Raw genomic sequence first — 18,712 nt, 5'->3', positions numbered from 1 at the left:
TCCACTAGGACTGATTATCAGCCAGCGACAATTGGATTTTTATGAGCAATTCTCTCCCATTAACTGGTCCGCATCCATTGAATTTTGGGGTAGGTGTCTTACTGCAAGCGGGATAAAACAGGAATTTTGGAAAATGATGTAGAATGAAATGAATGATAATACGTGAAGGTAGGGGAATGTATGACAACATTTAATTGGCATGAATCAGCAGAGAAGAAATGGGATAGTAGTGCGGAGTTTTGGAATCAAAATAGTCAGGAAATGTGGGATAGCGGGAGTAGGAGCACAATTATTCCGTTTTTTGAACAATACGTGAAGAAAGAAGCACAAGTGCTCGATGTTGGTTGTGGTGATGGGTACGGTACATATAAATTAAGTCGCGCAGGCTATAAAGCAGTGGGAGTAGATTTATCGGAAGTGATGATTCAAAAAGGTAAGGAGCGCGGAGAAGGACCAAATTTATCTTTTATAAAAGGAGATCTTTCTGCATTACCATTTGAAAATGAGCAATTTGAATCAATTATGGCAATTAATTCTTTAGAATGGACGGAAGAGCCATTACGAGCGTTAAATGAAATAAAGCGTGTGTTAAAGAAAGATGGATATGCATGTATTGCAATTTTAGGACCGACAGCAAAGCCACGAGAGAACAGTTATCCTCGCTTGTATGGAAAAGACGTTGTTTGTAATACGATGATGCCTTGGGAATTTGAACAGTTAGCGAAAGAACAAGGTTTTGAAGTTGTAGATGGCATCGGCGTATATAAGCGCGGAGTAAATGAGAAGATGCTAGGTCAACTACCTACAGAGTTACAACAATCGTTAACATTCTTATGGGTATTTATGTTAAAAAACGTATAAAGAAATGAAAGAATTTTTAGGAGGTAAATAAGTGCAGAAAATACAAAAAACTGATACAATATCATCAGAACCAATTAAAGGGGGACTAGGGTATATGACAACTACTACAACAGTGAAATCCGATATTGAAATCGCACAAGAAGCGAGTATGAAGAAGATCCAAGAAATTGCAGCTGATTTAAATATTTTAGAAGATGAATTAGAGCCATACGGGCATTATAAAGGTAAGTTATCTCTTGATATTTTTAAGCGCTTACAAGATGAGAAAGACGGTAAAGTTGTTTTAGTAACAGCGATTAACCCAACTCCAGCTGGAGAAGGTAAATCAACAGTAACAGTTGGTTTAGGTCAAGCTTTTAATAAAATTGGTAAGAAAACAGTAATTGCACTTCGTGAACCATCTCTTGGACCAACGATGGGATTAAAAGGTGGAGCAGCAGGTGGCGGTTTTTCACAAGTCGTACCAATGGAAGACATTAACCTTCACTTTACTGGAGATATCCATGCGATCACAACTGCCAATAACGCATTAGCAGCGTTTATTGATAATCATATCCAACAAGGAAACACACTTGGAATTGATACGCGTAAAATCGTTTGGAAACGCTGTGTTGACTTAAATGATCGTGCCCTTCGTAATGTAGTAATTGGTCTTGGTGGACCTGTACAAGGTGTACCACGTGAAGACGGTTTTGACATTACAGTAGCATCTGAAATTATGGCCGTGTTCTGCCTTGCAACAGATATTCAAGACTTAAAAGCACGTCTATCTCGCATCGTAGTTGCTTATAACTTTGCAAATCAACCTGTGACGGTTAAAGATTTAGGTGTAGAAGGTGCGTTAACGCTATTATTAAAAGACGCATTAAAGCCAAACTTAGTACAAACGTTAGAAAATACACCAGCTATTATTCATGGTGGACCATTTGCGAATATTGCTCACGGTTGTAACAGTGTTATCGCTACGACAATGGCAGCAAAATTAGGTGATTATGTTATTACAGAAGCTGGATTCGGTGCTGATTTAGGCGCTGAAAAGTTTTTAGATATTAAAGCCCGTGCAGCTGGTATTAAACCAGAAGCAGTTGTTATTGTTGCGACTATTCGTGCGCTTAAAATGCATGGCGGCGTTGCAAAAGATCAATTAAAAGAAGAAAATGTAGATGCATTAGCAAAAGGTATGGAAAACTTACAGAAGCATGTTGAAACAATTCAAAGCTTCGGTGTGCCTTTCGTAATTGCAATTAATAAATTCATTACAGATACAGATGCAGAAGTTACATACTTACAAGAGTGGTGTAATGAGCGTGGCTATGCAGTATCCTTAACAGAAGTTTGGGAGAAAGGTGGCCAAGGCGGAGTTGATCTTGCTGAAAAAGTACTAAAAGAAATCGAAAAAGGTGAAAACAACTACGCACCACTTTATGAATTAGAATTACCCTTAGAAGAAAAAATTCGTACAATTGCTCAAAAAGTATATGGCGCAAAAGATATTGAATTTGCTCCGAAAGCACGTAAGCAATTAGCTCAATATGAAGGAGAAGGTTGGAGTAACCTACCAGTTTGTATGGCGAAAACTCAATACTCTCTTTCTGACGATGCAACAAAATTAGGTCGTCCATCTGACTTTATCGTTACAATTCGTGAGTTAAAACCATCTATCGGTGCAGGCTTTATCGTTGCGTTAACAGGTACAATGTTAACAATGCCAGGTCTTCCAAAACAACCAGCAGCACTTCAAATGGATGTAAATGAAGATGGAAAAGCAGTAGGTTTATTCTAAAAGGTTGTAATTCATCTCGTTTATCTGTAAACTATATATACATCAAGTGGCGCCTTTCCATCGAAAGGCGCCTGTTTTTTGGAGGAAATTATGTTTGATCCAACTGCTTTTGACAATTTAAAAGTAATCGTAGAAGGTGCTGTGTATGATTTTGATCTACATGGAGATATTCTTGTAACAGATCGAAAAGATATGATGGACCTTGCTTCATTAAGTCGTATATATCATATCTCATTTCAATTAACAGAACCGTTTGAACCATTAGTAGAAGCAACATTTTCATTATCTGTGGATGCAAAGAACTTGTCTGGTGAAATACTAGAAGTGCCTCAGTTTACACCAGGTTGTGAAATGAAGCTAGCATTTTCATTCCCGTTAGAACAACCAGAAGTAGGATGCGAAGAAATTGAAACTTTAATGCGTTCTATATGGGGAAAAGAAAGAATGATTATGCAGAAAGTTTCATACGAATATAATAAGCAAGCGATTTCATATCATAATAAGGTAGAGGTTCTATTTCAAAAAGCGATTACAGAAGACCATGTTGATGATTTAATAGCTGTTATTTCACACATGATAGAAACGGTGCGAACAATACAGCATTTTCTTCAAAAATAGAGATAAAGGAGAAAAACAAATGATAAAAGATATGCAACCATTTTTACAAGAAGCTTGGGAGAAGGCTGGTTTTAAAGAATTAACTGAAATTCAAAAACAAGCGATTCCAACTATTTTAGAAGGACAAGACGTTATAGCTGAATCTCCAACTGGAACAGGAAAAACATTAGCGTACTTATTACCCCTTTTACATAAAATTAATCCTGAAGTAAAACAGCCACAAGTTGTTGTTTTAGCACCAACACGTGAACTTGTCATGCAAATTCATGAAGAGGTTCAAAAGTTTACAGCAGGAACTGAAATTTCAGGGGCATCTTTAATTGGTGGTGCAGATATTAAGCGCCAAGTTGAAAAATTAAAGAAACACCCGAGAGTAATTGTCGGTTCACCAGGACGTATTTTAGAATTAATTCGAATGAAAAAGTTAAAGATGCATGAAGTAAAAACGATTGTATTTGATGAGTTTGATCAAATTGTAAAACAAAAGATGATGGGCGCAGTACAAGATGTAATTAAATCTACAATGCGAGATCGTCAATTAGTATTCTTCTCGGCGACAATTACAAAAGCGGCAGAAGATGCTGCACGCGATTTAGCAGTTGAACCACAATTAGTGCGTATAACACGTGCAGAGTCAAAAAGCTTAGTTGAACATACGTATATCATTTGTGAGCGACGCGAAAAAAATGATTACGTAAGAAGAATTATGCATATGGGCGATGTAAAAGCAGTTGCTTTCTTAAATGACCCATTCCGTTTAGATGAAATTACTCAGAAATTGCAATTCCGTAAAATGAAAGCAGCAGCTCTTCATGCAGAAGCAAGTAAGCAAGAGCGTGAAGCGACGATGCGTGCATTCCGTGGTGGGAAACTAGAGATTCTCCTTGCTACTGATATTGCAGCACGCGGTATCGATATTGATGATTTAACACATGTAATTCACTTAGAGTTACCAGACACAGTAGACCAATACATTCACCGCTCAGGACGTACTGGACGTATGGGTAAAGAAGGAACAGTAGTTTCTCTTGTAACAGAACAAGAAGAACGTAAATTACTGCAATTTGCGAAAAAACTAGGCATCGTATTTACGAAGCAAGAAATGTTCAACGGATCATTCGTAGAAACGAAACCGAAAGCACCAAAGAAAAAGAAACCAGCATTTACTGGGAAGAAAAAGCCTAGATAAATAATGGGGAAGGCGTAACTATTTGTAGTTACGTCTTTTTTTATTTGCAATTGAATAATACAAGGAGGTTTATTAATGGTTATTAAAATGTATCTATCATCATTTTTTAAATCAACATATGTAAAAGGAAGTAATATAAAAAAAGTCGAATATTAAATTGATGCGAAATAATAAAAAGAAGGTACATATATGGATAGGAAATTAGGAATGTTTTTGAATACGAAACATATTGAAGTAAACGAAGGAATACAAAAAGCAAGGGAATGGGATTTAGAATATATTCAATTATATGCTATGAATAAAAACTTCAACTTAGCTAATATTCCAGTGGTAGAATGGACTGCTTTAAAGAAAAGCTTATCTTTTAATGGAATAAAGATTCCATCATTAGCAATTAGTTTTGGAGAAAATGGAATTACAGGAACAGAAGTTGACAGTGCAATAGATCAGATTAAATATATTACTGACAGAGGTTTGGAGCTGGGAGCAAAGATAATAACAGCTCATATTGGGAAAGTTCCAGATGATGAAAAAAGTGAGTACTATGATAAAATGATACGGGTTTGTTATGAGATAGGGGAATTAGCATTCAAACTTGGGGGAGTCTTTGCTATTGAGACGGGATCTGAAAAAACAATAGTATTAAAACAATTTTTAGAAACTGTAAACTCGAAAGGACTAGCTGTTAACTTTGACCCAGCAAATTTAATAAGTGATGTAAATGAAAATCCGGAAGAAAGTTTATTACTATTAAAAGATTATATAGTACAAACTCATATTAAAGATTGTAAAGAAGTGAAAAGCGATCGTTCAAGTAAGTATATAGAAGTAGCAGTAGGAAATGGTGAAGTGGATTTCGATATATTTTTCAAAGTATTAGATGAAATTGGATTCGACGGATATAACATGATTGAAAGAAATGATTATTTTGACGAACTGGATGGGATGAGTCAGTCGATAAATTTTGCAAAGAAGTACATACCAACTCAAAAGGAATAACGATAGCACCTGTGGAAACCTACATAGAATATAAAAAACCATTAGGGGGAAATGAAATGATCCATAAAGTTGGACAAATTATGCTGTATGTAAATAATCAAGATGAGGCAGTAAATTTTTGGACGGAAAAGGTAGGGTTTCATGTAGTAGCAGAGGAAGATAACAAGCAAGGAATGAGATGGATTGAAATCGCTCCGACTAATGGTGCTGAAACGAGCATTATACTACATAATAAAGAAGTTATTTCGAAAATGAGCCCAGAATTAAATCTTGGTACACCGTCCTTAATGTTCTTCTCAGAAAATCTGGATCAATTATATGCAGATTTAAAAAATAAAAATGTTACTGTTGGAGAAATGGTAACTATGCCTTCTGGTAAAGTATTTAACTTTGCTGATAGCGAAGGGAATTATTTTGCGGTTATGGAAAAGAACAAATAGTAATATTACTATGTGAAAATCCCCCTCAAATATATTGAGGGGGATTACATGTTTGAAGTGGATTTTTCATTAGAGAATTGATTAATATAAAATACGCCTTTTTCAATGGCTGTCTCAATATAACCAACGATTTGGTCAAACGTAAACACTTGTAAGTCTTCATGCAAATTTTGCTCCGGATACAACATATCTTCAAAAAGATACTTTCGAAAAGAAAAAACGTTTTCTTTAGAAACTTCTTCAATATCCATGATGTGAGCCTCTTGGTTGAGAAGAGAGAAGAGTTGCTGTTCTGTATCGTAATGATGAAGCAACTTTGCATTTAATAATTTAAAATCGTTATAGTACAGGGGTGCGATCGTTTCGTCATTTTCGATTCTATTTTTTAGCCAAGGTAGAAAAAAGCCGCTTAGCCAATTGTCATCGGCAATGAGATGGGTGTAATAGCCTAAGAGAAAAGGGGAATCCATATGAGCTTTATATTTTTGAAAAAAAGAATTGAAATCTATCCTTCTCGTATAGTTTTTCGTTGTACCAGCGTAAAAGTGTGAAGTTCCTTTTTCTTCTGCTGAATGAACCGCATCAGGGGCTACACCTCCAAGTATGAAAGAAGTTTTATCTTGGATATATAGTTTTTCGGCAATCTTGATAGCGATAATAGCATGCATAATTCGTGATCCCATGAATGACACCTCGGTTTCAAGTATTCATTTCAGGAAGAGGACTGAACAGTTAGTATTACTTTCCCTGTACTTTTTCTACTTTCGACCCATTCATGTGCTTTCCCTGCATCTTGAAGCGGAAAAGATTTCGTTGCTTTTACTTTTAGACTGCCATCACGTAAATAACGGAAAACTTCATTTGCAGTTTCTTGGAGTAGTTCAGGACGTTTTTTTCGTGTAGTGCCAAAGCTAAAACCGAGTATAGAGCGACAACTTGCGTGTAAATCTTTCGTTTGGAAATTACCAATTTCACCGCTAGCATTACCGAAATGAATGAGGCGACCATAATAAGCGAGACAATTTAAACTTTTTTCTGAAACCGTTCCAGAAATAGAGTCTAAAATTACATCAACCCCTTCACCGTTTGTCAGTTCGTTGACTTTCTTTACAAAATCCTCATCTTGGTGACAAATAACATAATCAGCTCCAGCATTTAAAGCTATTTTTCTTTTTACTTCACTTCCGACAGTACCAATAACGGTTCCAGCCCCTAATCGTTTTGCAAGTTGAATAGCTGTTGTACCAATTCCGCCAGCCGCAGCATGAATGAGTACAGACTCGCCTTGTTGAAGCCTTGCAACATTTGCGAGTAAATTATAGCTTGTAAAAGATACAATCGGACAAGCAGCTGCAGTTTGAAAATCGACTTCATCAGGTAAAACGAAAGTAAGGTTTTCGTTTGCGACAACGTATTCTGCGTAAGATCCATTTTGAGGAAAAGCAATGACACGTTGTCCAGGATGAATATTTTTCACTTGAGAACCGACACGTTCTACAATACCAGCGGCATCTATCCCTGGTATAAAAGGTAGTGCTTTATTTCCTTTTTTACCATAACGGGATTTAATATCGGCGAAATTCACACTAGTAGCAACAACACGAATTAAAACTTGATCTTCTGAAATAGCGGGTATATCCACATCTGTATATTTCATCACTTCAGGACCACCGAACGACGTTACAACGATAGCTTTCATTATATGTCCTCCTAAATTTGACTATATAAAACATTTTAAATGTTCATTAGAAATTGGGAAATTATATAATAGTTATGCGACTTTATAAGTGAAGCTTATGTACATATTGAATCATTATATTAATCTATATAAAAAAATTAAAAAATCGAACGAAATAGTAATTACTTGCCAATATATAGTGTAGGACAAAGGAGGGATGGTATGTGAAGGATGAAACAGTGTATACAAATTTAATCCAATTGACTTTATCAGGAAATAAAGAAGCGTATAGCGAATTGTATGATAAAACGATTCAAGAAGTATATAAAACAGCACATTTTTTAATTGAAGATAAAACAGATGTAGATGATGTCGTTCAAGAAATATACATACAACTATATGAATCGCTTCGTAAGTATGATAGTGAGAAGCCATTTCGTCCTTGGCTAATTGGACTTGCGATTAAACAAATTCACTCTTATAGAAGAAAGAGGTGGATGCGACTACGCATTATAAAAAAAGCAGAAGAGCAAAGAAAACCAGTACAAATTGATTTTTCTAACGATGTTGTAAGTAAAATATCAAACAAAAAACTAATTGAACTCATTCATAAATTACCGTATAAATTGAAACAAGTTATTATCTTAAGATACTTACACGATTATTCACAAGAAGAAGTAGCACAAATATTACATATTCCAATTGGTACTGTGAAATCTAGAATTCATTCGGCATTAAAGAAACTACGTCAAAAAGAGCAAGTAGAAGAAATCTTTTTAGGAGAGGTAGGGAATGTGAAATGAGTTTAGATTGTAGAGTTAGAGAATCTATACGAGAAGAAGCGAAGGGGATTGTTGCCCCGCCGGAGTTAAAAGAAAAAGTAATCGTTCAAATTAAAATGAATCAAGGAGGGCGTAAGAGAAAGAAACATCTTATTGCAGGAGTGCTTGCAGCAGCTCTTTTAATCCCGACGACTGGTTTTGCGTATCAATCTATTATGGCGGATGGTATATACGGATCTTTTGAGAATTTAAAAAAACATGCCGGAGCAATGACATTAGAAACGTATATGCGTTTTAATGCAAAATTATCAGAAGCGAAAGATGAAATGGGTACGAAGGAATATGAAGAGTTTACAAAAGAAATGAAAAAATTAACTAGTGCAAAGCTTGCGTACGGAGATTCGAACGGTAATATAGATTACGATCAATTATCACCAGCTAAAAAAGAGGAATTGAAAAAGGTAGTAATGGAGCTTCATCCGTATTTTGATAAATTAAATGGCCATAAATCTAGTAAAGAAGTACTAACTCCTGAAGAGTATGAACAATATATGGAGGCATTAATGTCATATCAAACTGTGTTAGTAAAAACGAAATCGAGTGGCGGGATAACAGTAGAAGAAGTACCTGAGGCGTACAAAGAAAGATTTATTAAAGCGGAGCAGTTTATGGAGTATGTAGATGAAAAGGTGAGATAAGTAAAAAAGCTCAAAGCTTTCTTTCGTTTAACTATTACATATTGAATATGTAAACAATAAAAAATGAGTATACAATCTACGTGATTGTATACTCATTTTATTATTACTTAAATTTCCTTACCGCATGAATAGCGACTCTTACAAGTAATATCGCACTTATAAATAAACCACCGTAACCAACGACACTTAAAAATTGATCATTTGGCTCTGTCGCACTGTTTGCTAAATGCAATACGCCTACCGAAATCCCACCAAATGCAGTTCCAATAAATGCAATGAGGAATTGTGAGATAAATGTAGTAATAAACGATGCATTTGTTTCGTCAGAGAAAAAGCCAACCTTAACGGATAGTTCTCCGTTTTCTAGTTTTGAACTTAAATCATCTAGTTTTCTAGGAATGCGTCGCATGGCAGGTAACATAGCGAGTAATTCGTTTGTTGCAGCTTCTTTTAAACTAGAATAATTGTTAACTGACATGAAACTAGCTGCATGATCTTTCGCAAAGCGTTTCGCTTCGTCCATTAAATTGAATTCGGGATTTAGTTGCAGCATCGTTCCTTCTAGCGTAATTAGAGAACGGAAAGCCCCTGCAACCATTGGATAAAATGCTAATTCAAACTCAGCGATTATTTGAAATAGCCCCTGAATGAATTCTTCAGAACCATTTGTAGAACCATACGTACTTTGGATTAATAATTGACTGATAGATTGTTCTAATGCCTCTTTATCAACATTTGGCTTCTTTTCAACTAATTGAAGCAGTCCATCAAGCAAGACATAAGAATTTTTGCGCTCAAAGCCGATAAGTAGTCGCTTGAATGCATCTTGTTGTAGTGTTCCTAATCGCCCGACGGAACCGAAATCAAGTAATGCAGGTGTGCCATCACGAAGAATATACACATTACCTGGATGAGGGTCTGCATGGAAAATACCTTTAAAGAAAATTTGCTCTAAAATACAATCAAAGAGTTGTCGTTGTACTTTTTTCGTATCAATTTGTAATTCATTTAATAATGCTGACCCACTTTTAACACTTACTCCATCTAAAAATTCAAGCACAAGTATTTTTGAATTACTGTATTCTTTATATACTTTCGGTATTTTTACTTTCGTTTCGCTATTTTTTAGTGAATCAGACACTTGTTCGAAGTTACGAGCCTCAATTTTGAAATCAATTTCTTCTTTCATTGCGATGGAGAAGCCATGTGCTAAATCAAGAAATCCGATATTTTTAGCCCAAGTTGATTTGTTGGAAATCCATAAAGAAAAATGAATTAAAATATCTAAGTCACGTTTAATTGTCTCAGAAATATTAGGACGTAGTAGTTTAACGACGACATCCTGGTCGTTTTCTTTCAACTTCGCTTTATGTACTTGGCCAATAGAGGCGGCAGCTAACGGTTCCATTTCAAAGGAGCTGAAAATTTCATCTTTTGGTATATGTAGTTCCTTTTTTAATATTTCTTCAACTTGTTTTTGTGATAAACGCGTTACATTTTCCTGAAGGTTTGATAACTCGTGAATAAAAGCAGGTGGTAATAAATCAGAGCGAGTTGATAAAACTTGTCCGAATTTAATAAATACACCGCCGCATTCTTCTAGTGTATTTCGAAGTGAAGTGGCGAGCTTACGATCTGCTTCTGGCGAGCGCTTTAAAGCTAAATATTTACCCATTCCGTGTTTTATTGCAATAGAAGAGACACGCATATATCTTTTTTGTCTACCAACCTTTGCGAAGAATTTTGAAATAGGATTTCGGCTTTCCGTTACTACGTCATCCATTTCGCCCCGTCTAATAGGATCAAATAATTCAAAAACTAGGTAACAAAGCATGGATACAATTAATGAGCTTCCTAGCCAAAAATATCTATCAACACCGACAACCGATTCATCTTGATATCGTAAATATAAAAACCAATACAGAGCTGACGTAAGTGAAACACCTAAAGTTGCTGCACTTGCTTGTTTGAAAAGATTTAGTTTTGTACCAATTAGTCGACCACTAATAAAAGACATAATGATTGCTAGTAGAAAAAATTGAAAAAACATTGTATCATTCCTCCGAATTTTATTCGATAACTGTATTATACAGGAATATAATTATTCTAAAAACAAGCCAAGGAGGTACAATCCTTGACTTGCACGATTAAATAGAGCATTCAATTATATTTTTTCATCGTTGCATTGTCCTTTTGTATAAAACAATCTAATAGTGAATAACCAGCTATTAAACTAATTATCGTAACAAAAGTTGTATTTATAAGAATAACATTAGCTAAATAAGGTAGGTATTCGCCAAGTGGTGAGAAAAGTAGTGCTGGAGAAAAGGAAATTAATATTGTAGGCACTGTAATAGCGATAAACTTATCCGGTTGAAAACGCCAGTTTTGTTTACTTGTTTCGTGATTAATGGATTGAAGGAATCGTAATAAAATGCCGACCAAAAGAGGAAAGAGTGTAAAGTAGAATAATCTTGGATAAACGTTAAAGTTCACTTGCGCGTCTGTATCTAAATAAAATTGAATCTTCACTCCAACAAATAATAATAAGACGATAAATAATGTGAAGCAGAGGTATAGCATTACTCTTTGCATTATATTCCACCATCCTTTACTCAAAATATATTCAAAAAAAGAAGAGATATACAATAACTACTGTTGTATATCTCTTCTTTTACTGTTAGTTAATAGTGGAGTTTGCTTTTTCTTGCTTCGTGAAATAATCAATAATGCCCATCGCACTAATTTCTATATCTAGATGTAAAATGTTATAAACGGAATGATCTGCTGGAACGTTTAACTTTGTAAGATGAGAAGAGATTTTATGCATTAATAAAGTTTGTAAAGCTTTAGTCGCTTCATCGAAATCATTATACTGTTCAAAGACTTCCTTACCAGTATGAACGAAAATAGGTAGCCAATGTTCCAGTTGATTATATATTTCTGTAACATGAGAGGATGCGCCGTAATGACCGAAATAAATAGTATCTACATTCATGCTTTGAATGTGATTTTTAGAAGCAATCATCGCATCTGGTTGGAATTGTGAAGGGGACGTTGATGGTAGATATAACTCTACATCAACGTCTGCGAGTTCTCTATAATAAATTCCAATTGTATCGCCAGTAAAAATCCCGTTTGTTAATGAATCGTGAATGCTAATATGGTGCTTCGCATGCCCTGGTGTATCATAAAATGTAAGGATGCGGTCTTCTGCAATTTTTAACGTATCACCATGTTGTACAATATGAACACGTTCTTCTTCAATTGGAAGAATTGGATCAAAGAGTTTATCGAAATCTTCTTTGTACACAGCTTTTGCACCTAAAATAAGTTTTGTTGGATCAATCATATGACGAGCACCACGAGAATGCACATATAACGTAGCATTTGGGCATTTTTCCATCATTAAACCAGCAGCACCGGCGTGATCTAAATGAACATGTGTAACGATAATGTTTTTAACTTCGTTTAAATCAATATGTAATTGTTGTAAGCCGTCTAAAATATACGGAAGAGAAGGGGCTGCACAAGTTTCAATTAAAGTAATATCGTCACCTAATAAAACGTACGTACCTGTTCGTTCATTATGCTGTAAATCGAAATCATCAATAAGATATAGGTGAGAAGATAATTGCTCTACTTTTTTCATATTTACCACTCCTTATATATTACATGTTTCTATTATACGCTAAAATAGAAAAAAGGCAGAAAACGAAAGCTCGTCTTCTGCCTTTTGTAATACTATTATTTCGTTTGTTGTTTATTAATAGACATAATGAACAGTCCAACAATCCCACCAACTAATGGAAGCATAATTTCTCCTGCTAAATTAAAGTAGGAGCTTAAGAATAAACCATTTACATCGATTACCCAGCCAGTAACATACAATAACATCATATATAGTACGAAATAAAACTCGCGATTTGAAATCGTTTCATGTTGTGCAGTTTTCATAATGAACACCATCCTTTTCTTTTATAATGGAATATAAACTGTCACATTTTGTTCACATTTCGATTGTAAAACTTTCCATCATAAAAGTCTAGTAGTTTGTGCCGAATTTTCGAACGGAAATAAAGCGCTATCATTATAGCGTATAAGTACGTAATAAGAGCTGTATATTCACGAATGTAGTATAGTATAAACATAGAATGATAGTGAAGAGAGGGGCAAAGACAATGACAGTTTATGATTTTTCAGCTAAAACAATTACAGGTGAAGAAAAATCGTTAAAAGATTACGAAGGAAAAGCACTTCTTATTGTAAATGTAGCTAGTAAATGTGGTTTCACACCGCAATATAAAGGATTACAAGAGGTGTATGATAAATATAAAGACCAAGGACTCGAAATACTCGGGTTTCCTTGTAACCAATTCGGGGGACAAGAACCAGGTACAGAAGCGGACATTACTAGTTTTTGTGAATTAAACTACGGTGTAAACTTCCCAATGTTTGCAAAGGTTGATGTGAAAGGTGATAAGGCTCATCCTTTATATACATACATGACAGAACAAGCACCAGGTTTACTCGGTATGAAAGCAGTGAAATGGAATTTTACGAAGTTTTTAATCGGAAAAGACGGGAAAGTAGTAGGGCGTTTTGCGCCGCAGACGAAGCCGGTAGATTTAGAGGTTGAGATTGAGAAGGTACTTGGAGAATAATTAGGAGTTTCACTTTATTAAAAAACGTCTCAAAGAACAATGTAGTTCTTTGAGACGTTTTCTTTAAACTCACATTTTCAAGATTAAATAACTGTATCAAAGCCATCTGATTTAGGTAGAGAACCTGCTTTTTTCATAAGCACTTCCCATAAGTGTACGGATGTCTTCCATTCTGCTGCAGCCTGCCCCTGTTGATATATAGCGTTCTCATAACTGGCAGTAAGTTGTTGCATATCGGCCGATTTGTAAAGTGTATCGATATGGAGAGCGTATTCTCGGAATGTTTGACTTTCACCCCGTGGTATGCCAATTCTCGCAAATTGTTTTAAAAGTGCACCGTAAGCTTTTTGATAAACAGCATCATCTTTTCGGTATCTATAGAAATGAATAATAAGAAATGTCATCCATTTCATTCTAGTGATGAAGAGAATGTATCCCATAATACTAATTAGTATCGTAGAGAGGAATACGTACCACCAAGAAAAACTAGTTTTAGAATTTGTGACCTTTTTAGTAGAAGCTTCTTCTGTATGTTCTATTAAACTTTTAAGTTTTGCTTCATTATTTCGTTGGTGTATTTGCTCGTTATTAGAATTATTTGCTTCGCTATTTTGTGAAATAGGAGCAGGCGTATTATTTATAAAATTATAGGGATTGGTAAATCCTTTTGTTGGTTCGAATGGAATCCATCCGTATCCTGGGAAATATACTTCGACCCAAGAGTGTGCGTTATCGTTCGTGATTGTATAAACATCCGCACCTTCTGCAGAGGCAAGTGTATTGTCAAGAGTTCCTTCTGTATAGCCTTTTACCCAGCGAGCAGGAATCCCGGCAGAACGAAGTAGTACAATCATAGACGTCGAAAAATTATTACAGTAGCCGCTTTTTGTATCGAAAAGGAATTGATCTACATAATCTTGGCTTTTGGCAGGAAATAAGACATTCGTTGATTCGTATGTAAAAGAGTTGTCTGTGAAGTAATTTTCAATAGCTAATACTTTATCATATCGGTTGTCTTTATCATTTGTAAGATTGGCAGCCAAGTCTTTTACGCGCTGTGGTAATGACTCGGGAAGTTGTGTGTACTTTGTCATAAAATAAGGATTTGTTTCTTGACCTTCATTTGTTTTTACAGCTTTCAAGTTTTCTATGGAAAACTCAGGGATCTCATATGTTACTTTATACGAATGTAAAGTAGTAGAAGAGTCTCCATTCATTGTATAAATTTTTTCTGAAAACGAGTTAACACTGTATGATACATCAGAAGAAGCCTCAACTGATACTAATCCTGCTGGATAGGTAAGGTGAGGATAACTTTTTAGCATGGTAATTGTTGCCTCAGTCGTTTCCGTTTTTGTATTTTGTTCGTACCAGCTTACGACGTCGTTTTTATTTTTAAAAGAAACCTTTTTCGGATTTTCAGAAATTTCCCAGCCTTTTCCTGTATAAAAATCTTTTGTTTCTACTCGCCAATATTGTTTGTTTTGCGTTCGTGCTGTGAAAACAATTGTAGGATCCGCCTTAAAAGGACCACCTAATCGCGAGTCATCTAAACCATAACCAATTGTAGAAACTTTTTGTTCTTTACTTGCTTCAGATGTGTTGAATTTTAAAAAATCCATTGGGTTTGGCCATTGAGGGCCAAATTTTGGAGCAAAGTATGCGATGGTTGCTAATAATACAATAAATATTGTAAGTGGTCTAAGTAATTTTGAGATTTCCCTAGCATAATTTTGTAAGTGTTCGCGCTCTTTTATTCGTTCTACTTGAAGAAGACTAAGCATAAAAAAGCCGATGACAACAGTACGAATAATAGCGTAGTTTGCATTGTATAAATGTAAGTTATGAAAAGTTGCGATATAAATAATAGTCAATACAAGAAATAAAAACCCACGTTTTTTATGAATAATCCAAAATGAAGTGAAAGAACTCAAAAACCAAAATGAGAGAAAAAATAAAACCGTCGGAAAAACTGGAGAAATATCTAGTAAATTCCCTTGGAAAAATAGGGAGGAATTTCGAGACATATCAGAAAAGAGTGTTGTTAGCCAAGATGGATTTATAAAAGCATTTTTATAATATAGGGAATGAATGATAAATAGGACTGTGACAATTTTTATTGGAATCTGCCACCTCGTTTGAAAAAAAGAGAGAGCGAAGCAAATTCCTATAAATGTTACGAAAATATCTAATCTACCTACATTTGTAATACCTATAAGAGGTCTTATCCATTCTAGTAAAAGAAGAAATACACATGCATGCATGAAGAATTTGTTCGTATCCCACTTGTATTTTGCTTGTAATGTTATCATTTGCTCACCTCAAAAAACACGTTTGTATACCGGTTTTCATAAACCGTGTTTACAAATATTTGTCGTTTTTTTAGAGTTTCTAATATACTGAGTTCTCGGTGTGAAAGTTGATTCGCTTTTTCTTTCACGACAAAAATCATACATTTTCTATTTCTTATAGCAGCACAATCAGCCGCCTTTTGAATATCGGGAGAAAGATTACTTGTCACGAGTATAACCGTGACGGGCTCATAAATTTTTCTTAGTTCTATTTCTACACTTTGGGAGAGCGGGAATACACTGTCTGCTTGTACTTTTGCTAAATGACAAAGGATTTGTTGTAACTGCGTATCTCCATTATCTAAAGGGAAAATAGTTTGTTCTTTTCCGATAGACACGAATGATGCTGGTGAATTTTGTTTCAAGACAGCCCTTACGATAGAGGCAGTAAATGTGACGACTGATTCGAATAGAGGAGACTCGGTTCTGTCTATGAATATCATGATATTATGGCTGCGCTGTTGTTCAAACTCTTTTGTCATAATATTGTTTGTTCGTGCAGTTGCTTTCCAATCAATCCATGAAAAGCGATCTCCAGGTTTATAGTCTCTGACACCGACAGAGATTGTAGAGTCTTTTGCAGAATTTATATTTGCTGAAAGCGCTCCTTGTTCGAAATGATTTTCCAATTGTCGATACGCTATATCTACATACTGGGGATAGACTAAAAATGTATCTGGAACTGAAAAAGTTACTTCTTTCTCCATCATGCCGAATAAATCGCCAGTTTTGACACGGACGCTTGAAAAAGTGTGCTCGCCTCTAGGGATTGTGTCAATAACATATTGAAACGAAATATTTCGTTTCAATCCTGGGAAGAGTACTACCTTATTCATCTTTGTTTGTTTACAACTTATAAATTGTGGTGGCAGTTCATCTTCTATAACTAAATAAAGTAAGGGAAAAGGAAATTTTCTTTTTATTGTAATCGTGCTTACAAATTGTTCTCCTACTACATATCCATTTTGGTTTGTTGTTCGTTTTACTTCAGCGTCCCGTAAAGCGTAGAAGGGGAGTAGTAGTGAATAAAGAGCAATGGGAATTGTGCTGTAAAATAAAAACCAACTTACAAACCCTCCTTGAAACATAGCGTACACAAATGTTAAGACTAGGCATAAAGGGAGTAGCAATAACTTCATAACGTGATATAGCGCTCGCAGCATTTGTTTCATCAAGGGTTCATCGTCCTTTGAGTCGGCACGGTAGTTCGTGCAACGATTTTTGCGATAACTTGTTCTCCTGTTATCCCTTCAAATTTTGCTTCCATTTTTAGAATGAGCCTATGCGCTAAAACGTAAGGAGCTAAAAATTTAACATCGTCTGGAATAACATAATTTCTGCCATGGATAAATGCATAAGCTTGTGAAGCTTTCATTAAAGCAATTGAGCCACGTGGACTTGCTCCTAGCTGTATAGAGCTATACGTACGAGTCTGATTAACAAGCTTTACAATGTAATGCTTAATTGCTTTGTCCATACTTACTACCCGTACGCTTTGTTGTAAATAAAGTAATTCTTCTATTGTAGTAATGGCCTGTAATTGAGAGAGTGGATTTGTTTTTTCCATCCGGTTTAAAATTTCAAATTCTTCTTCTGGTGTAGGATATCCCATTTTTAGTTTCAATAAGAAACGATCGAGCTGAGCTTCTGGTAGAGAATATGTTCCTTCATATTCGACCGGATTTTGTGTAGCCATGACAAAGAACGGCTTTGGTAAAGGCCTTGTAATGCCATCTATTGTAATATTGCCTTCTTCCATACATTCAAGTAAAGCAGATTGTGTCTTAGGAGATGTACGATTAATTTCATCAGCAAGTACAAAATTCCCCATAATTGGTCCAGGCTTGAACTCAAATTGGAGCTCTTTCGGATTATAAATAGAAACTCCTGTTACATCTGATGGCAGTAAATCAGGTGTAAATTGAATTCGCTTGTAATCCGCATCAATGGATTTAGAAAGAGCACGTACTAGCATTGTTTTGCCGACACCAGGAACATCTTCTAATAGCACATGACCTTCAGCTAAGAGAGCTGTCAAAGCTAAGATTGTTTCTTTTCGTTTTCCGACCATTATTTTTTCAATATTATTGATTATTTTTTCTACAGTGGGATGTAATGAATCAAGCTGGGGCATCGTAATCCTCCTAATTTTATTATCGTTTTCTAATCTATTTAGTGGACAAATTTATAATTATATTTGCAGGTAGTAAAAATTTTGTTATTAATTCTAAGAATATTCAGAATATTTATTTCGATTACATCTAGTATAATTGTTTCCGTAACTAAGGGCAATACAGTAAATAATGATTTGTAGTTTTATGTAAAATATGTCTGGATATAAAATAGTATTGTTAAAGAAAAAATTCCTTATATACAATTTCTAAACTCTTTCTTATGGCAGTTTTGAAATAATATCAAAACTCTTTTTTATATATTTATAAAGAAAAACGTAGGAATTTCTCCTGCGTTTTTCTTTTGCAAAATAGTCGATACCTCAAAATACCATTCTCCTAATAATCACGATTAATCATAACCCTTCAAAACGGAATAAAAGATTTTCTCACAAACTTATTTTCTACTGAATTTTTGACAATCTCTTGAACTGTGCGAAATGTCACATCTGTATTTTACAACCTCTCTTATAGTAAG

General features: G+C 35.1%; 18 protein-coding genes. 9 read left to right on the top strand and 9 right to left on the bottom strand.

The genetic code is table 11. The features are described from left to right. The first annotated feature begins 180 nt into the window (after window positions 1-180). The 6 genes from N2V92_RS24625 to N2V92_RS24600 all read left to right on the top strand — a co-directional run bounded on the left by N2V92_RS24625 (window position 181) and on the right by N2V92_RS24600 (window position 5,890). Complete coding sequence (locus N2V92_RS24625) at window positions 181-861, top strand: class I SAM-dependent methyltransferase (protein WP_000206579.1); 681 nt, start codon at window positions 181-183, stop codon at window positions 859-861. Window positions 862-955: 94 nt separating this feature from the next. Further along, window positions 956-2,644 carry a formate--tetrahydrofolate ligase gene (locus N2V92_RS24620; RefSeq protein ID WP_014482011.1) on the top strand — a complete coding sequence of 563 codons (1,689 nt, stop codon included), beginning with the start codon at window positions 956-958 and terminating at the stop codon, window positions 2,642-2,644. A 90-nt stretch (window positions 2,645-2,734) separates the two neighbouring features. After that, window positions 2,735-3,262: a hypothetical protein gene (locus tag N2V92_RS24615; protein ID WP_000460216.1), complete on the top strand. Its 528-nt coding sequence runs from the start codon at window positions 2,735-2,737 to the stop codon at window positions 3,260-3,262. A 19-nt stretch (window positions 3,263-3,281) separates the two neighbouring features. Then, window positions 3,282-4,451 carry a DEAD/DEAH box helicase gene (locus N2V92_RS24610; RefSeq protein WP_000588599.1) on the top strand — a complete coding sequence of 390 codons (1,170 nt, stop codon included), beginning with the start codon at window positions 3,282-3,284 and terminating at the stop codon, window positions 4,449-4,451. 189 nt (window positions 4,452-4,640) lie between these two features. Then, window positions 4,641-5,450: a sugar phosphate isomerase/epimerase family protein gene (locus N2V92_RS24605; RefSeq protein ID WP_000375201.1), complete on the top strand. Its 810-nt coding sequence runs from the start codon at window positions 4,641-4,643 to the stop codon at window positions 5,448-5,450. A 56-nt stretch (window positions 5,451-5,506) separates the two neighbouring features. After that, complete coding sequence (locus N2V92_RS24600) at window positions 5,507-5,890, top strand: VOC family protein (protein WP_000581472.1); 384 nt, start codon at window positions 5,507-5,509, stop codon at window positions 5,888-5,890. Window positions 5,891-5,934: 44 nt separating this feature from the next. Here the strand turns inward: N2V92_RS24600 and N2V92_RS24595 are convergent, their stop codons facing one another. Together N2V92_RS24595 and N2V92_RS24590 are read right to left on the bottom strand one after the other, a co-directional pair. After that, window positions 5,935-6,573 carry a zinc dependent phospholipase C family protein gene (locus N2V92_RS24595; protein WP_000535582.1) on the bottom strand — a complete coding sequence of 213 codons (639 nt, stop codon included), beginning with the start codon at window positions 6,571-6,573 and terminating at the stop codon, window positions 5,935-5,937. A 29-nt stretch (window positions 6,574-6,602) separates the two neighbouring features. Beyond that, a complete protein-coding gene (locus tag N2V92_RS24590; RefSeq protein ID WP_000644643.1) occupies window positions 6,603-7,589 on the bottom strand; it encodes a quinone oxidoreductase family protein in 987 nt (328 codons plus the stop codon). A 203-nt stretch (window positions 7,590-7,792) separates the two neighbouring features. Between N2V92_RS24590 and N2V92_RS24585 the strand changes: the two genes are divergently transcribed. After that, window positions 7,793-8,371, top strand: coding sequence for a sigma-70 family RNA polymerase sigma factor (locus tag N2V92_RS24585; RefSeq protein WP_000651123.1), 579 nt, complete (start codon window positions 7,793-7,795; stop codon window positions 8,369-8,371). Then, a complete protein-coding gene (locus N2V92_RS24580; RefSeq protein WP_000050700.1) occupies window positions 8,368-9,048 on the top strand; it encodes a DUF3600 domain-containing protein in 681 nt (226 codons plus the stop codon). Before N2V92_RS24585 ends, N2V92_RS24580 begins: the two co-directional genes overlap by 4 nt. Before the next feature lie 103 nt (window positions 9,049-9,151). On the opposite strand, the gene N2V92_RS24575 is transcribed toward N2V92_RS24580, so the two are convergent. The 4 genes from N2V92_RS24575 to N2V92_RS24560 all read right to left on the bottom strand — a co-directional run bounded on the left by N2V92_RS24575 (window position 9,152) and on the right by N2V92_RS24560 (window position 13,005). Next, window positions 9,152-11,098 carry an ABC1 kinase family protein gene (locus N2V92_RS24575; protein WP_000465998.1) on the bottom strand — a complete coding sequence of 649 codons (1,947 nt, stop codon included), beginning with the start codon at window positions 11,096-11,098 and terminating at the stop codon, window positions 9,152-9,154. A gap of 110 nt (window positions 11,099-11,208) precedes the next feature. Beyond that, entirely contained in the window at window positions 11,209-11,643 is a 435-nt protein-coding gene (locus N2V92_RS24570; RefSeq protein WP_001190001.1) for a hypothetical protein, read from the bottom strand. A gap of 85 nt (window positions 11,644-11,728) precedes the next feature. Continuing rightward, window positions 11,729-12,700 carry an MBL fold metallo-hydrolase gene (locus tag N2V92_RS24565; protein ID WP_016077804.1) on the bottom strand — a complete coding sequence of 324 codons (972 nt, stop codon included), beginning with the start codon at window positions 12,698-12,700 and terminating at the stop codon, window positions 11,729-11,731. Window positions 12,701-12,795: 95 nt separating this feature from the next. Then, window positions 12,796-13,005, bottom strand: coding sequence for a DUF3925 domain-containing protein (locus tag N2V92_RS24560; protein ID WP_000844984.1), 210 nt, complete (start codon window positions 13,003-13,005; stop codon window positions 12,796-12,798). Window positions 13,006-13,229: 224 nt separating this feature from the next. Between N2V92_RS24560 and bsaA the strand changes: the two genes are divergently transcribed. Then, window positions 13,230-13,712, top strand: coding sequence for a glutathione peroxidase (bsaA, locus tag N2V92_RS24555; RefSeq protein ID WP_000219434.1), 483 nt, complete (start codon window positions 13,230-13,232; stop codon window positions 13,710-13,712). A gap of 83 nt (window positions 13,713-13,795) precedes the next feature. Here the strand turns inward: bsaA and N2V92_RS24550 are convergent, their stop codons facing one another. Genes N2V92_RS24550 through N2V92_RS24540 form a run of 3 tightly spaced genes read right to left on the bottom strand, consistent with a single transcriptional unit; the run spans window position 13,796 to window position 18,197 of the window. After that, window positions 13,796-16,024 carry a transglutaminase TgpA family protein gene (locus tag N2V92_RS24550; protein WP_000631745.1) on the bottom strand — a complete coding sequence of 743 codons (2,229 nt, stop codon included), beginning with the start codon at window positions 16,022-16,024 and terminating at the stop codon, window positions 13,796-13,798. Continuing rightward, window positions 16,021-17,235, bottom strand: coding sequence for a DUF58 domain-containing protein (locus tag N2V92_RS24545; RefSeq protein WP_000812152.1), 1,215 nt, complete (start codon window positions 17,233-17,235; stop codon window positions 16,021-16,023). Before N2V92_RS24545 ends, N2V92_RS24550 begins: the two co-directional genes overlap by 4 nt. After that, window positions 17,235-18,197, bottom strand: a complete 963-nt coding sequence (locus N2V92_RS24540; protein ID WP_001135803.1) for an AAA family ATPase — start codon at window positions 18,195-18,197, stop codon at window positions 17,235-17,237. The genes N2V92_RS24545 and N2V92_RS24540 overlap by 1 nt, the downstream gene beginning before the upstream one ends. Window positions 18,198-18,712: the final 515 nt, after the last annotated feature.

The sequence above is a fragment of the Bacillus sp. CH_48 genome, from assembly GCF_038008465.1.
Classification (GTDB): Bacteria; Bacillota; Bacilli; order Bacillales; family Bacillaceae_G; genus Bacillus_A; species Bacillus_A thuringiensis_S.
Note: the sequence above shows the minus strand (reverse complement) of the source record. Positions and strands in the feature narration are given on the sequence as shown.

Coding starts and splice junctions, on each gene's coding strand:
- N2V92_RS24625 (WP_000206579.1), top strand. CDS start 181: ATGACAACATTTAATTGGCATGAATCAGCAGAGAAGAAATGGGATAGT.
- N2V92_RS24620 (WP_014482011.1), top strand. CDS start 956: ATGACAACTACTACAACAGTGAAATCCGATATTGAAATCGCACAAGAA.
- N2V92_RS24615 (WP_000460216.1), top strand. CDS start 2,735: ATGTTTGATCCAACTGCTTTTGACAATTTAAAAGTAATCGTAGAAGGT.
- N2V92_RS24610 (WP_000588599.1), top strand. CDS start 3,282: ATGATAAAAGATATGCAACCATTTTTACAAGAAGCTTGGGAGAAGGCT.
- N2V92_RS24605 (WP_000375201.1), top strand. CDS start 4,641: ATGGATAGGAAATTAGGAATGTTTTTGAATACGAAACATATTGAAGTA.
- N2V92_RS24600 (WP_000581472.1), top strand. CDS start 5,507: ATGATCCATAAAGTTGGACAAATTATGCTGTATGTAAATAATCAAGAT.
- N2V92_RS24595 (WP_000535582.1), bottom strand. CDS start 6,573: ATGGGATCACGAATTATGCATGCTATTATCGCTATCAAGATTGCCGAA.
- N2V92_RS24590 (WP_000644643.1), bottom strand. CDS start 7,589: ATGAAAGCTATCGTTGTAACGTCGTTCGGTGGTCCTGAAGTGATGAAA.
- N2V92_RS24580 (WP_000050700.1), top strand. CDS start 8,368: ATGAGTTTAGATTGTAGAGTTAGAGAATCTATACGAGAAGAAGCGAAG.
- N2V92_RS24575 (WP_000465998.1), bottom strand. CDS start 11,098: ATGTTTTTTCAATTTTTTCTACTAGCAATCATTATGTCTTTTATTAGT.
- N2V92_RS24570 (WP_001190001.1), bottom strand. CDS start 11,643: ATGCAAAGAGTAATGCTATACCTCTGCTTCACATTATTTATCGTCTTA.
- N2V92_RS24565 (WP_016077804.1), bottom strand. CDS start 12,700: ATGAAAAAAGTAGAGCAATTATCTTCTCACCTATATCTTATTGATGAT.
- N2V92_RS24560 (WP_000844984.1), bottom strand. CDS start 13,005: ATGAAAACTGCACAACATGAAACGATTTCAAATCGCGAGTTTTATTTC.
- bsaA (WP_000219434.1), top strand. CDS start 13,230: ATGACAGTTTATGATTTTTCAGCTAAAACAATTACAGGTGAAGAAAAA.
- N2V92_RS24550 (WP_000631745.1), bottom strand. CDS start 16,024: ATGATAACATTACAAGCAAAATACAAGTGGGATACGAACAAATTCTTC.
- N2V92_RS24545 (WP_000812152.1), bottom strand. CDS start 17,235: ATGAAACAAATGCTGCGAGCGCTATATCACGTTATGAAGTTATTGCTA.
- N2V92_RS24540 (WP_001135803.1), bottom strand. CDS start 18,197: ATGCCCCAGCTTGATTCATTACATCCCACTGTAGAAAAAATAATCAAT.